Genomic DNA, 13,817 nt, shown 5'->3' with positions numbered 1-13,817 from the left:
CTTTTCTACTTACCGCTGCCGGTTGAAATTCCAGCAATAAACTGCTTCTGGAACACCAAGTACACTACTACTACAGGAATAATAGCAAGCGATGCCGCAGCAAACAAACCGCCGTAGTCAGTTCCAAATCTTCCGCTAAACGTCTTCAATCCAACTGCAAGAAGCTGCTTTTTCTCGTCTGTAATCATAAGGAATGGCCACAAATAGTCTTCCCAATTCCACAAGAACGTAAATATCGCGAGCGCAGCAATAGTATTGTGGCTCATTGGCAGAATTATTCTGTGGAATATTCTAGAATCCGAAGCTCCATCTAGTTTTGCTGCTTCAATCAATTCGTCGGATATTCCGCTTATTGATTGTCGGAATAAGAAGATTCCAAATGCGCTTATTAAGCCTGGAACTATAAGTGCACGATACGTATCTTGCCAACCAAAGCTAGTCATCATATCGTATTGAGGAATAATTGTTACTGCCCACGGTACCATCATCGTGCTTATTACTATTCCAAAAAGCAGATTTCTGCCACGGAACCTCATTTTTGCAAATACGTATCCAAGAACGGCACTCGTGTAAATGGCTATTACCGTTTTAACTACCGATATAAACAATGAGTTAAAGAATAGCCTCAAAAAGTCGAATTTCTCTTGAATCCCAACGTAATTACCAAATGTGCTTGGCTTTGGGAACAGCCCACCATCTATGCGCACAATGTCGCTATTTGGAGCAAAGGAAGATACAAACATCCAAATAAATGGCACAATTGTTAAGAAAGACAATAAGAATAGGAATATTGTTAGAAACCATCCAATAATGCTCTTTTTAAGATTTTGTTTTTTCATACTAACTCACTATCCTTAGACGCTTTAAACATTATGAATGTTAGGATTCCAGTGATTATAAACAGAATAACGCTCATTGCAGATGCAATTCCAAAGTTATACTTTTGGAACGCTTGATCAAAAATTAGGTAGCTGATTGTGTACGTTGATGTTCCTGGGCCGCCATTGGTCATAACAAGAATCTGAACATACGCTTGAATATAGCCAATCATAGATGTGATTACTATAAAAAGTGTTGTTGGCTTTAGCAATGGAACTGTTATTCTAAAGAATTTTTGAACACTATTAGCGCCGTCGATTTCTGCCGCTTCGTAAACATCTTTTGGCAGATTCATTAATCCAGCCAGATACAACACCGTTGCATAGCCAAAGTCTTTCCAAATTGTCATTATTATGATTGCTGGCATAGCCCAAGTCGAACTGTGCAACCAGTTGATATTTAAGCCTGTAACCCTATCGATCATGCCAAACTGCGAGTCAAACATCCACATCCACACAAAGCTCACTGCCACCAACGGCGTAATTGTTGGCATGTAGAAAAGACCTCGCAATGTGTCTTTGCACTTAACAAGCTTGGAGCTTAACAACATTGCAAAACCAATGCCAAGAATAACGCGGAATACAACAGATACAAACGTAAAGATTGCAGTGTTTGCAATGGACTTCCAGAATAACTTATCTACTAAAATCTGCTTAAAATTATCCAGCCCAACCCAATTGTATGTTCCAACAAGCGGATTCCATTCATGGAAGCTGCCTGCAAAAGCCTTATATATTGGATAGGCAAGAAAAATCACAAAATAAACAATCAGAAACACTACTGCTATATTCCGAAAGGAGAAGGTTCGAGAAAGAGCAGTGCTTATTTTTAACATACCACCATTATGTTTTCTCATTTTGCTCAAATGAGAATCCTGATTAACTTGTTTCATGATTTTCCTTGCCTTACCTACTGAGCACAGTGATTACGATTTACAACTATCTAACTAGTCTGCTTTGTTTTTACTTGTGCTCTTTGAAGAACTCATACTTACTTTCTGCAGACGTAAACTTAGAATTCTTCATATCTTTGACCATTGTTGCCTGAGCCTCTTTGATTGCATCATCAATAGACTCACCATTTTGCATAACGTTCTGGAAAGCAGCCTTGCTACTTGTTTCCACGGTAGAAGGCGTGATTCCTGGCCAGATTAGGCGATTTGCACGCGGCTGAATCGCAGCCATTACTGGAGCCTTTAGAATCTCAGGATCGTTTTGCAAAGACTTCTTTGCTGGGAACGAGTTCAAATGCTTTACTGCCGAGCGAATAAACGCGTCGTTAGCAAGAATGAACTTAATAAAGTCTTGAGCAACCTCTTGCTGCTCTTTCGACTGATGCGCGTTAATTCCGGGAGTGGATTCTCCATTGTAGCGATCGTACGCAAATGGCTTTTCTTTTGTGAATGTTGGAGTTGGGAAGATTCCATATTCAATATTTGGGTACTTTTCTTTTAGCACACCTTCGAGCCATCCCCAGGCATAAACCATTCCAGATTGGCCGTTTCCAAAGCTTTGCGTGTAATCCGTGCCAAAGTCAGTAGAAATAACCTTGTCTTTGTCGTACAAGTTCTTCAAGAACTTCATGTTTTCACGCGTGACTTTGTTGTCAAAATTAGGCTTCTTGCCACTTTCATCAAAAGCAAGTTCACCACGCTGATAGTTCAATCCTTGATTGATTGCAGCATAAGCATCGCCATTCACGTTGAATCCAGCCTGTTCCATCTTGGAACCATTCCACTTAGTGAGTTTCTTTGCCACTTCGCGCAACTCATCCCAAGTCGTAGGAATGTCTGCCTGAGTTAAACCAGCTTCCTTCCAAAGCTTCTTATTGTAGTAGATGTTTCCCGTGTTGATTACAGAATCAATGTACTTTACATTACCTTTAGCATCTTCATGCGCACTCGCCGTTGCGTAATCCGATTCCATAGCAGCTTTGTCAATCTTGTAGTCAGCAGCGTACGGGCGAATAAGTTCATCTTTGGAATTGTGAATATTAAACAAAGCTGGGCCTTTTGTTCCTTTTAGAGCAAGTGGAAGCTTTGTCCAATAATCATCCCAGGCAACGTTCTTAGTCTTAAACTTCACATTTGGATAAATCTTTTGATAATCCTTAATCATTTCGTAAATTGGATCGGTGGATGCATCTCCCCAGCTCCAATACTCGAGTTGGATTGGCTTTCCTTGATTTACTAAATGATTCGGGTCATACTTTAAAGCTTGACCCATAACAGCTAGGCCTTTGTCTTTCTTTGTATCGGTTACTCCTGCTGCACCACTATTCCCACATGCGGCAAGCGTAGAAATCATTCCTAAAACTGCTATGCAGGATATGCATATTTTTTTAATTTTCATTACTACTCCACTTCCTCGTGAAATTGATGGGTAACTTTATAATATTGCTTTACGTTTAGCTCGGTCAAACATTAAAAATGTAAATGTAAAGGTTTTCATTTTGAATCCTTAATACTAGGCTATTTTTGCATGAATAAATACTTTTTAGGCGGCGTGTCTAAAAATGTAAACCTTTTCATTTATGATAACTAAAAGCAGGGTGATTACAAGAGATGCGGTTAAAACGCTTCAGCTAAAACGCTTAAAAGAGGTGCGACTTGTCAAAAACTAGTATTTGCGATGTAGCAACACTGGCGGGAGTATCGATTGCAACAGTCTCCAGAACATTCGCACACCCAGAAAAAGTCTCCGCATCTACACGCGCCAAAGTCATGCGCGCAGCCGAACAAATGGATTTCACTGTTTCTAGAACCGCTGGAGAGCTTAAAACAGGCAAATCGTATCGCATAACGCTACTAATCGGAAGCAGTAAAATCGAATGGTTTAGCGCAGCAATTATAGAAGGATTAAATAGCGTACTTAACAAAAACGGCTACGACCTTGTAATACACCTTTTAGAGGGAGTTGAACAAAGGAAAAACTTCTTTAAAGAGCTGCCTTTACGCGCAAACACAGACGCAATAATCGTATCTTCATTTGACATAAGCAGCAACGAGGCCGAACAATTACAACGCATAAACGTACCAATTGTTGGAATAAACTGCACAGCTTCTAAAGTGCTTTCTGCATCAATCGGAATCGACGATGCTCTGGGTATAAAACTTGCGATTCGACACTTAGCAACATTAGGGCATAAGCGTCTTTTATACGTGTATGAGCATTTTTGTTCATCTTTCCGCTTTAGCTCGTCAAGAAGAATAACAAGCTTTGAAAACGTGTGCAACAATATTTATGGAATACAAGGGAAAGTACTGCCAATAGACATAAAAGATGACCCTATAGATGCCACTCTTTCTGAGCTTTTTACACAAGAAAATCCGCCTACTGCAATATGCTTCCACCAGGATTCAACAGCAATGCCCTTTCTGTTTAGATTGCAAAAACTAGGAATTCGCGTGCCTGAAGATTTATCGATTATAGGATTCGACAATGGCACTTATGCAAAAGAGGCTGGACTAACCACAATCCGTCAAAATCCTAAAACAATGGCAGAACAAGCTGGGAACATTGCGATATCTCTTATAGAAGGTAAAGCTGTAGCGCGAAGACATCTTACAGCTCCAGTGCAACTTATTATAAGAAATTCTACGGCTGCACCTAAAGCAGAATCGTGAACACGCTTGCGATTACAAGCATCAGCGGATACCACGCATACATAAGCCAGCGGAATTGCTTAGTTTGCTTAGGGCCGTCGCCATACGGACTGCGATAATGCAACACAGCCACGCCAACGCCTGGCGCCAAAAGCGACATAGCGCCGAAAGCGCCAGCAATCAGCTCCATGCGAATCTCGTGGTTTTCTAGGAACCTAAAAATCAAAACAAATCCTAAAAGTAAAGCTCCGCCCCAAAAAATATTCTGCCTAAAGCCGACTTTGCCGAAAAGATTCCACAATATTCCTGCAACCAGGATCACTGCGATTGACGCCACTTTTTGCGCGCCACTAAAACGCGCGCGAACCATGTCGATTCCCGAAAGCACAAAAAGCGCAATAACAAGCCCAAACACTGGATTTTGCGAGCGCATATCGAAAGCACATCCAAAGGTTGTAAAGTCGTACGGAACCTCGCAAATAAGAGCAAGCACAAGAAGGCGGAGCGTGTAAAGGTTGAGGTTATGCGTGTTTTGATATCCGCGAACGAGTAGCCACGCATACCATGGCAGGGCCGACCAGCTTACAACTTCGCACACTACGGCAGCGGTGAGGCTCCACATGTTGGATGCGGAAAGGCCGCCAAAAAGGTGCGGAATCACGGTTGTGCCGAACGCGCTGAGCATCATCATTACAGCGCCGAGCAGCTTGAACTTTTTGAGCGTAATCCCCATTTTTATGTTCTTGTCTGCACGGATCTTTGGTTTTAGCGCGTCCATAATTCACCTCTTGCTCGCACTCGTTGCGTTAAGTGCGTATAACGTTGAGTGCGTATAAGCTTTTGCCATTGTTGCATAATCATTGCAATTGTATCAAACTCCGCATTAAATCTATGTGGCGCGAAATCTATGTAGTGCGTTTGTATCAAAAAACACCAAAATCAAATACAAACACACTACAGTTTTGTGCGTTTATGCAGTGCGTTTGTATTAAAAAACGCTGAAATTCGGTACAAACACACTACAGTTTCGCGTGTTTATGTAGTGCGATTGTACAACAACAAACGATGAAACGGATTATAAAACAAACAGGGCAAAGGATTGCGCGCCGAGTTTAAGCGCAGAAGAATCGCAAGCAACCGCCCCAATCGAAAGCCGCGGCTGCAAAATCGCCTCTGGCGTAAGCCCTGCAAGCGCGCTAAGCGCAATCGTCTCCTCGTTTAATCCAGGATTCATAACCACAACGCATCGATTTATAGCCGCTTCTCCAGACTCAACCGCACACCGCTCGTACGCAAAACTGCGACCATCCACAGGCGCGTGCAACACTCGCCAAGTGGCATCCGCGTGCAACGCCGCGCACTCGTGCCGCAAAGAAATCAGCGCGCGCACCCAGTTAAGCAGCGAATCGCCATGCTGCTCCTGCCCCAAAACCGTTGGAATTTCGCCACTTTGCACGGCCTGCTTGCGCGAGTTTGCGCAAGTTCTTCCATCCGCGCGCGCCTCAACAGGCAGGTACAACTTCGACTTTGCGGCCGTGGAGAATCCAAAATTCTTAGAATCATCCCACTGCATTGGCGTACGCGTGCCCGTGCGCGCATAACCGCCCTCTTTTGTAGGAATATCGCGGTATTTCATGCCGATTTCGTCGCCGTAATACACAAACGGCACACCTGGCATTGTAAGAATCATGCCAAACGCAATCCGCCTTTCGCGCTCGCTTAATCGCGGAGCCAGGCGCGGAGTATCGTGATTGCACGTTATAAAACTAAAGTAGCCCTCGTTGCAAGTGGCCTCATACTGCGGGCAATAATCGTCTAAAAATGGGCAAATACTACCGCCACCGCGCGCATTAAAGTAGCTGCGGTCGTGCTCGGGATTGCTATCTAGCGCATTATCCACATCGCGAGCCAAGCGCGCGTAACCGTTAGGATTCCCATCCCAGCGCCAATTCAAATAGAAGTCCATGTCGAATCCAGCAGCAAGAGCCTGACGCGGCCTGCCCCACTCCGAAACGAAAGCAGCCTGCGGATACTCGGCTTTTACAGCGCCCAGCATTTCTTGCCATGCGCGAATCGTGTTGTCTTTGCCAAGGCTTCCCTCGCCATTGTTGTCGTCGTTTTTTACAAGCGAATCCGCCATGTCTACACGGAATCCGTCCGCGCCGAGCGCAAGCCAGAATCGCATAACATCAACCATCGCGGCGCGCGTTTGCGCAGCCTCAGCGGAATCTGGCGCAGATTGCCACGCGCGATCCCTATGCGCAAAGCCGTAATTTAGTGCTGGCTGGCATTTAAAGAAGTTAAGAATATACGTTGCATCTCGCTCGCTTTCTCCGCCAATAAACGGCATGGAATAGCCACTAAACGCACTGTCTGTCCAAATATATCGCTTGCTAAACTCGTTTTCTTGCGCGCGCGAGCTTTGCTTAAACCACTCGTGCTCTTCGCTTGTGTGACCTGGAACAAGGTCTAGCAAAATGCGCATTCCACGATTATGCGCTTCGCTAAAAAGACGTTGCAAATCCTCGTTTGTGCCGTAGCGCGCTGCCACTTTTTTGTAGTCGCGCACGTCGTAGCCCGCATCCTTAAATGGCGAATCGTAGCAAGGATTTAGCCAGATCGCGTTGCAACCAAGCGATTTTACATAGTCGAGTTTTTCGATTATGCCTGGAATATCGCCGATTCCGTCGCCGTTTGAATCATAGAAGCTTTGTGGGTAGATTTCGTAGAATACGGCGTCGCGCAGCCATTGCGCATGTTCGTTTTGCATGTTTCCCCCGTTTTGTTGGTTTTGTTGGCGTGACCTGTCTAATTTTATTTTACTATTCACATTTCCGCATTTTGTTGTTGATTTTGCCATTTTGAGCAACAAAATCAGGAAAACTTTCCGCTTTGACTGAGCTCAAAATCGTCGACTCGCATTCGACCAATCAATAATAAAATTCCGATAAATTTACTGATTTACAAAATAAAATATAACTTTTTATCAAGAATAAACAACTTTAGCGGAAATTTTTCCAATAGCGCGCAACATGATTTGCCAACTACAATATATACGTGTATACTACACATTGCTTATAAACAGATTTCAACAACAAATGTGACGCTGCAAAAACGCAGAGAAACGTCGAAGTTGCGTCACATGAAATTTGTTACTATGCCACCAAAGAACATGCCAAGCTGGCATGATATAGGAGGTCAAGGATGACGAATATGAAGAAAGTGCTGGGCGCAGGCCTCGCAATCGCCACTATGTTTGGATTTGCTGCATGCGGTTCTAGCACCAACGCTGGCTCCAGCAGCAAGTCGAACCCAGTAAAGCTCACCGTATGGTCTTCTTCCGAAGATCAGAAGGCTGGCGGCTGGATTCAGGCTATGGAGAAAGCCTTCCAGAAGGATCACCCAGAAGTTACTTTTAAGAACGCTGTTGTTGCACCACCAGATGCTGCTAAGACAGTTAAGCAGGATGCTAAGGCCGCTGCCGATGTTTACCTGTTCCCTAACGATCAGCTCGGCGACTTGGTAAAGGCAAACGCAATTGGCGAGTTGAGCGACGATGCTGCAAAGCAGGTTAAGGGAGACAACGATGAGACCATCATCCAGTCTGTAACCGCTCAAGATGGCAAGCTTTATGGCGTTCCATACATGGGCAACACTTGGTTCATGTACTACGATAAGTCCAAGTTCTCCGACGAAGACGTTAAGTCCCTCGATAAGATGCTCGAAAAGGGCAAGGTTGCTTTCGATATTAGCAACGCTTGGTACCTTCCAGGCTTCTACCTTGATGGCAACATGACCCTCTTCGGCGAGAAGAGCAACGATGGCAAGGCCGGCATCAAGATTGGTGATAAGGCTGCCGAAATCACTAAGTATGTTGCAAAGCTCATTCAGAACAAGAACTTTGTAATGGATGGCGATGGCGCTGGCTTGTCTGGCATTAAGAACCACACTGTTGACGCTTACTTCTCTGGCTCTTGGGATGCTGGCGACGTAAAGAAGGCTTTGGGCGACAACTACGCTGCTGCTCAGCTTCCAAAGTTTAAGTCCGAAGACGGCGAGCACCAGATGAAGTCCTTCGCTGGCTCTAAGGCTGTTGCTTACAACCCTAACTCCAAGGCTCCAGAGATGGCCGCTAAGTTCGCTGCATTCCTCGGTTCTAAGGAATCCCAGGAGCAGATGTACAAGCTTCACGGCGACATCCCAGTTGCTAAGGCTTTGAGCGATCTTGTTAAGGATAACCCAGCCGCTGTTGCTCAGATGAACACCATTGCTAAGACTTCTGTCTTGCAGCCAACCGTTCCAGAAATGGGTGCCTTCTGGGATCCAATGAAGACCTTCGGTACTGCATTGGCCAACAAGGAAGTCAACGACGGCAACGCCGCTGCAAAGATTGCAGACTTCCAGAAGGGCTTTGAGGAAGCTCTTAAGAAGTAAGTAATAACTTATGACTATTTTCTAAATATTAAATTCTTTTAAAAGAAAATAATATTTAGAAAAACACGGCAAGGACGCCCCGCTCCCCTAAGAACAGCAAATCGGGGCGGGGCGTTCTTTGCTTGTATAAGCCCCACAATTTTACGGAAAGGCATGTCATGACTGGCACGACATCCACCAAGCGAGGGAAGCGAAAGAAGGCACCTTCTGCCGATGAATTTGTGGCCCCTTCGCAATACTCACTACAGGAGGCTGCAAAGAACGCAGACGCACTGTCTTGGGTTTCGATAATTATCTTCGGTTTTGGTAACTTCGTTCGCAAACAGTACGTGAAAGGTCTCGTATTTCTTCTATGCGAGGCTGGAGTTCTTGCCTTCTTGGCCACAACTGGCGCGGAATATTTACCAAAATTCGGTACGCTCGGCACTAAAAAACAAGGCAGAGTAAAGATTAACGGCTTCTGGCACTACGTTGCTGGAGATAATTCTGTTGAGATTTTGCTGTATGGCGTTATGAGCATTGCAGCAATTATTGTTTTAGTTTATTTGGCTACTTTATCTTTGCGCAGCGCATACAAGGCTCAATCCTTTGTAAAGCGCGGAGAAAAGCCTATCACCTTTGTTAAAGATGTTGAATCTTTGCTCGACCGCCACGCACACGTTGGTTTTATGACTCTTCCAACCGCTGGAATTGTTCTGTTTACGGTATTGCCATTAGCATTCATGATTTCAATGGCGTTTACAAATTACGACCGTGATCACACACTCCTGTTCCATTGGGTTGGCTTAGACAACTTTGTTAAGATTCTTGGAAACACAACTGGAACCATTAATGCTGGAATCTTCTTCGATGTTTTGATTTGGACCCTTGTTTGGGCTTTCTTCGCTACATTCTTGAACTTCTTCTTCGGCATGTTTATGGCAATGATTATTAACAGGCGCACTACTCGCCTTAAGAGCTTGTGGCGCATCTGCTTCTCGCTTACAATCGCAGTTCCACAGTTTGTGTCTTTGCTTGTTATGCACAGCATGCTGCAAAGAGATGGCGCTATTAACCGTCTTCTCATCTCTTCTGGATGGATTCATTCTCCACTACCATTCTTCCAGGATGCTACTTGGGCAAGGGTTACCGTTATTCTCATCAACCTTTGGGTTGGTATTCCTTACACAATCATGCAAATCACTGGTATTTTGCAAAATGTTCCAGCAGAACTTTATGAGGCTGCAGAACTTGATGGTGCAAGCTGGTGGCAGCGCTTTATGAACGTTACTATGCCATACATCTTCTTTGTTATGACTCCATACTTAATTACAACGTTCACTGGCAATGTTAACAACTTCAACGTTATTTACCTCTTGTCTGGCGGCGAGCCAACACCAATCGGCTCTTCGGCAGGTAAGACTGATTTGCTCATCACATGGCTGTACAAGCTTACGGTTGATAAAGATAACTACAGCATGGGCGCGGTAATCGGCATTATGACATTCATTGTGCTTGCGATTGTTGCTTTGATAACATACCGCAACTCTGGCTCCTACAAGAATGAGGAGGGATTCCGGTGAGTAATAAGAAGGATCTTATGCAAAGCGAACAAACTGTGCATAGTACACGCAGCGTTCCATTCTGGCGCGATCAGCGCGTGCGCCGCATAATCGGAGATATCATCACTCATATCTTCCTGATTATTATGTCTATTATTTGGCTCGCGCCAATCGTATGGGTGTTCTTGGAAAGCTTTAACCAAAACACCGCTCCATACCAGACAACGTTCTTCCCAACTAAGTATACGTTTAATAATTACATTCAGCTGTTTACTGAGCGAGAAGTTCTTGACTTCCCACGAATGTTCTTGAACACCTTGATTGTGTCTATTTTCGTGTGCATTATCTCTCTGTTCTTCGTGCTTGTAGTAGCGTTCTGCATGTCTCGCTTGCGTTTCCGCGGTCGTAAGACATTTATGAATATTGCTTTGATTCTTGGCATGTTCCCAGGAATCATGGCAGTTATTGCTATCTACTTCATTTTGAAGGCTTTTGGATTAACGAATGGCTCCGTTGTTCTTATTTCCCTGATTATCGTTTACTCTGCTGGTAGCGGCATGGGTTTCTACGTTATGAAGGGCTACATGGATACGATTCCAAAGTCTTTGGACGAGGCCGCCTACTTGGATGGTTGCACAACTTGGCAAGTATTCTATAAGATTATTCTTCCAATATGCAAGCCTATGATTGTGTTCCAGGCTATTGTTAGCTTCTTGGGTCCATGGCTTGACTTCGTTCTTGTTAAGACGATTGCTCGTACTCAAGATAATTACACTGTGGCTTTGGGCTTGTACCAAATGTTGCAGAGAGAATACATCAATCACTGGTTCGCACGATTCTCCGCTGGAGCTGTGTGCGTTTCCATTCCAATCGCAATCCTGTTCATTGTTATGCAACGATTCTACGAAGAGTCGATGTCTGGCTCTGTTAAGGGATAGTAAGCTCTGCATTAATTGTAGAGTTTGGTGAAATATGGGGGTCGAGCGTTAAAAGCGTTTCGGCCTTCGTATTTTATGCTAAATAATTTAATAAAATACAAAAGGATATATTCATGACGTTCCCACCTTCAACACAATGGCCAGTTTATTCGGGGCAGCTCGGATTCTCGCTTAACGAAAGATCGACCACATTTACGCTTTGGGCGCCAACAGCATCGAGCGTAACACTGCGACTTTTTGAAACAGGAAACAACAGCGAACCTTTTAAAACACGTGATTTGAAGCCATTGCGCGACGGAGCATGGAGAACGTCAATCTTGCAAAGACTAGATGGCGTTTACTACGACTTTCTTGTGACTTTTGCAGATGGAAAAGTGAATCGCACAAGCGACCCTTGGGGTGTTGCTAGCGGCGTAAATGGCGAGCGCAGCCTTGTTATTGACGAAGATCGCGTGGCTCCTGCAGGGTGGCACAAAGACAAATCGCCAGAATTTGTGCGCCATGCAACGGTTGTTTGGGAAACGCACGTTGAAGACTTTAGCAGCAATGCAAATGGCGGATTTAAGCCAGAACACCGCGGTCAGTATCTTGCTTTTACAGATTCGCATACAACTTTAGATTCAGATAGCAACTTCCCTACTGGAATCGACTATCTTAAAAAACTTGGCGTAACTCACGTTCAACTAATGCCAATCTACGATTTTGCGACTGTGGATGAGGTTGCGATTTCGTCTGCACGCAAAGATGGAAAAAGTGTTGATTCGCTTTACAATTGGGGCTACGATCCTCACGCGTACAACGTGCCAGAAGGCGCATACTCCAGCAACCCGTACGACGGAACGGCAAGAATCCGCGAGTGCAAGGCGATGATTGGCGCTTTGCACAAGAATGGCATGCGCGTAGTTATGGATGTTGTTTATAATCACATGTTTGAAGCAGCATCGAACGCGTTTGAAAGCGTTGCTCCTGGCTATTTTTGCAGGCGCAAGGATGACGGCGGATTTGCAAACGGATCGGGTTGCGGAAACGAAATGGCTTCCGACCACCCAATGTTTAGACGTTTTATGATTGAGTCTATTTTGCATTGGGCGCGCTGCTACCACGTGGATGGTTTTAGGTTTGACCTTATGGGCTTAACGGATGCGCAAACTTTGAACATGATTCGTGCCGAACTAGATAAGCTTGATGGCGGCAAAGATATTCTTATGTACGGCGAGCCGTGGGGTGCGGATGCTGCAGCTGTAGCCGATGATTGCCCTATGGGAGATAAAGCTGGGCGCGACTTCCTTGATTCTAGAATCGGCTGGTTTAGTGATGAGTCTCGTGACACGATTAAGGGCAATGTTATGGATCATCGAGACCGCGGTTATGTAAACGGCAACGAGTTCTGGACGGCGGATCCTGTGCGAAACGCGTTTAATGGCTGGCGTGGTATGCCTTGTGCTGGTAAGAGTGTTGGTCAGATTGTGCAGTATGTTTCTGCTCACGACGATTTGACTTTGTGGGATAAGCTGTGTATTTCTATGCGCGACAATGCGTCTAACTGCGATTTTGACGCAAGCGATCCAAACAGCGTTGCAGACATCTTCAGCGCTAACATTCTTAGCGCTGGCATAATTTTGTGCTCCGCTGGAATGCCATTTATGCTTGGCGGCGAAGAGTTTGGCCGCACTAAGCATGGTTGCGATAACTCCTATAATCGCGGAGTTGCTATGAACCAGCTTGATTGGTCTAGAGCTAAGCGATTCCAACCGCTTGTAGACTGGTATAGCGCGCTTATAAAACTTCGCGCTAAGAATGCGGAGTTTTACGATGCTCAGCACACTCGTCTTAATGCATCCGATAATTCTGTTCTTGCGGAGCAAATTGAAAGCGACTTGATTGTGTGCGCTAATCCTATGAAAGATGCGTCTGCAACGGTTGATTTGCCTGAGCCTTGCGCAAGCCGCAAAAAATGGCGCTGTGTGCTGGACTCCAGCGAGTACTTTGATAGATGGATTGGCAGCGCTTCCGGCAGCCGCGCATCAATGCTTTGCGACGATAATGGCGATCCGCGCGCGGTTCATATTCCGCCGCGTACATTCGTTGTGTTAAGCAACAAGCGCGCTTGATTGCTCGAGTTTTTTTAGCGCTCGAATCGCATTTTATCCCGATTTTGTTCCCTTATTCTTGTGATTTGGAAACAAAGTCGGGATTATTTTTTGATTATTTTTGGATTATAGTTGAATATTATATTTTCGAATACTTAGTTGAATACTGAGTCAAATGCTAATATTTCAAGGCAAAACCTTGTAATTTCCTTAATTGTTCCTTATAAATTGCCAAAGTGAGCGAATTATTCCTGCTGTTCTGCTAGAATCATTTTTAGACTTTATACCCCCCTTGCGTATATTCGCGATGGTGGAGAGGAGAAAGTTCAGT

10 protein-coding genes are annotated in these 13,817 nt (G+C 44.7%); 5 read left to right on the top strand and 5 right to left on the bottom strand.

Annotation, left to right across the window (positions count from 1 at the left end; genetic code table 11):
- Positions 1-5 precede the first annotated feature (5 nt).
- From NYP67_RS01865 to NYP67_RS01855, 3 genes are all read right to left on the bottom strand, one after another.
- The gene (locus NYP67_RS01865) at positions 6-839 is read right to left on the bottom strand and encodes a carbohydrate ABC transporter permease (protein ID WP_004113800.1); all 834 of its coding nucleotides are present in this window, start codon (positions 837-839) and stop codon (positions 6-8) included.
- The gene (locus NYP67_RS01860; RefSeq protein WP_415691567.1) at positions 836-1,771 is read right to left on the bottom strand and encodes a carbohydrate ABC transporter permease; all 936 of its coding nucleotides are present in this window, start codon (positions 1,769-1,771) and stop codon (positions 836-838) included. Before NYP67_RS01860 ends, NYP67_RS01865 begins: the two co-directional genes overlap by 4 nt.
- A gap of 70 nt (positions 1,772-1,841) precedes the next feature.
- The gene (locus tag NYP67_RS01855) at positions 1,842-3,230 is read right to left on the bottom strand and encodes an extracellular solute-binding protein (RefSeq protein ID WP_101889827.1); all 1,389 of its coding nucleotides are present in this window, start codon (positions 3,228-3,230) and stop codon (positions 1,842-1,844) included.
- A gap of 257 nt (positions 3,231-3,487) precedes the next feature.
- On the opposite strand from NYP67_RS01855, the gene NYP67_RS01850 reads away from it, so the two are divergent.
- The gene (locus NYP67_RS01850) at positions 3,488-4,504 is read left to right on the top strand and encodes a LacI family DNA-binding transcriptional regulator (protein WP_119529574.1); all 1,017 of its coding nucleotides are present in this window, start codon (positions 3,488-3,490) and stop codon (positions 4,502-4,504) included.
- On the opposite strand, the gene NYP67_RS01845 is transcribed toward NYP67_RS01850, so the two are convergent.
- Together NYP67_RS01845 and NYP67_RS01840 are read right to left on the bottom strand one after the other, a co-directional pair.
- Positions 4,488-5,261, bottom strand: coding sequence for a TraX family protein (locus tag NYP67_RS01845; RefSeq protein ID WP_415691565.1), 774 nt, complete (start codon positions 5,259-5,261; stop codon positions 4,488-4,490). The genes NYP67_RS01850 and NYP67_RS01845 overlap by 17 nt on opposite strands.
- 297 nt (positions 5,262-5,558) lie before the next feature.
- Positions 5,559-7,253 carry an alpha-amylase family glycosyl hydrolase gene (locus NYP67_RS01840; protein ID WP_415694910.1) on the bottom strand — a complete coding sequence of 565 codons (1,695 nt, stop codon included), beginning with the start codon at positions 7,251-7,253 and terminating at the stop codon, positions 5,559-5,561.
- Between the two features lie 434 nt (positions 7,254-7,687).
- On the opposite strand from NYP67_RS01840, the gene NYP67_RS01835 reads away from it, so the two are divergent.
- From NYP67_RS01835 to pulA, 4 genes are all read left to right on the top strand, one after another.
- Positions 7,688-8,917, top strand: a complete 1,230-nt coding sequence (locus tag NYP67_RS01835) for an extracellular solute-binding protein (RefSeq protein ID WP_016798848.1) — start codon at positions 7,688-7,690, stop codon at positions 8,915-8,917.
- A 158-nt stretch (positions 8,918-9,075) separates the two neighbouring features.
- A complete protein-coding gene (locus NYP67_RS01830; RefSeq protein WP_353938653.1) occupies positions 9,076-10,479 on the top strand; it encodes a carbohydrate ABC transporter permease in 1,404 nt (467 codons plus the stop codon).
- Complete coding sequence (locus tag NYP67_RS01825) at positions 10,476-11,396, top strand: sugar ABC transporter permease (protein WP_004131368.1); 921 nt, start codon at positions 10,476-10,478, stop codon at positions 11,394-11,396. The genes NYP67_RS01830 and NYP67_RS01825 overlap by 4 nt, the downstream gene beginning before the upstream one ends.
- Before the next feature lie 113 nt (positions 11,397-11,509).
- Positions 11,510-13,507, top strand: coding sequence for a type I pullulanase (gene pulA / locus NYP67_RS01820; protein ID WP_415694912.1), 1,998 nt, complete (start codon positions 11,510-11,512; stop codon positions 13,505-13,507).
- Positions 13,508-13,817: the final 310 nt, after the last annotated feature.

It is taken from the genome of Gardnerella sp. c23Ub_4, from assembly GCF_055804115.1.
The sequence above is the reverse complement of the archived record's forward strand: the minus strand, read 5'-3'. Positions and strand labels throughout refer to the sequence as shown.

Excerpts from the sequence above, each read along its gene's own strand:
- pulA (WP_415694912.1), top strand. The coding sequence starts at position 11,510 with ATGACGTTCCCACCTTCAACACAATGGCCAGTTTATTCGGGGCAGCTC.
- NYP67_RS01860 (WP_415691567.1), bottom strand. The coding sequence starts at position 1,771 with ATGAAACAAGTTAATCAGGATTCTCATTTGAGCAAAATGAGAAAACAT.
- NYP67_RS01835 (WP_016798848.1), top strand. The coding sequence starts at position 7,688 with ATGACGAATATGAAGAAAGTGCTGGGCGCAGGCCTCGCAATCGCCACT.
- NYP67_RS01830 (WP_353938653.1), top strand. The coding sequence starts at position 9,076 with ATGACTGGCACGACATCCACCAAGCGAGGGAAGCGAAAGAAGGCACCT.
- NYP67_RS01840 (WP_415694910.1), bottom strand. The coding sequence starts at position 7,253 with ATGCAAAACGAACATGCGCAATGGCTGCGCGACGCCGTATTCTACGAA.
- NYP67_RS01865 (WP_004113800.1), bottom strand. The coding sequence starts at position 839 with ATGAAAAAACAAAATCTTAAAAAGAGCATTATTGGATGGTTTCTAACA.
- NYP67_RS01845 (WP_415691565.1), bottom strand. The coding sequence starts at position 5,261 with ATGGACGCGCTAAAACCAAAGATCCGTGCAGACAAGAACATAAAAATG.
- NYP67_RS01855 (WP_101889827.1), bottom strand. The coding sequence starts at position 3,230 with ATGAAAATTAAAAAAATATGCATATCCTGCATAGCAGTTTTAGGAATG.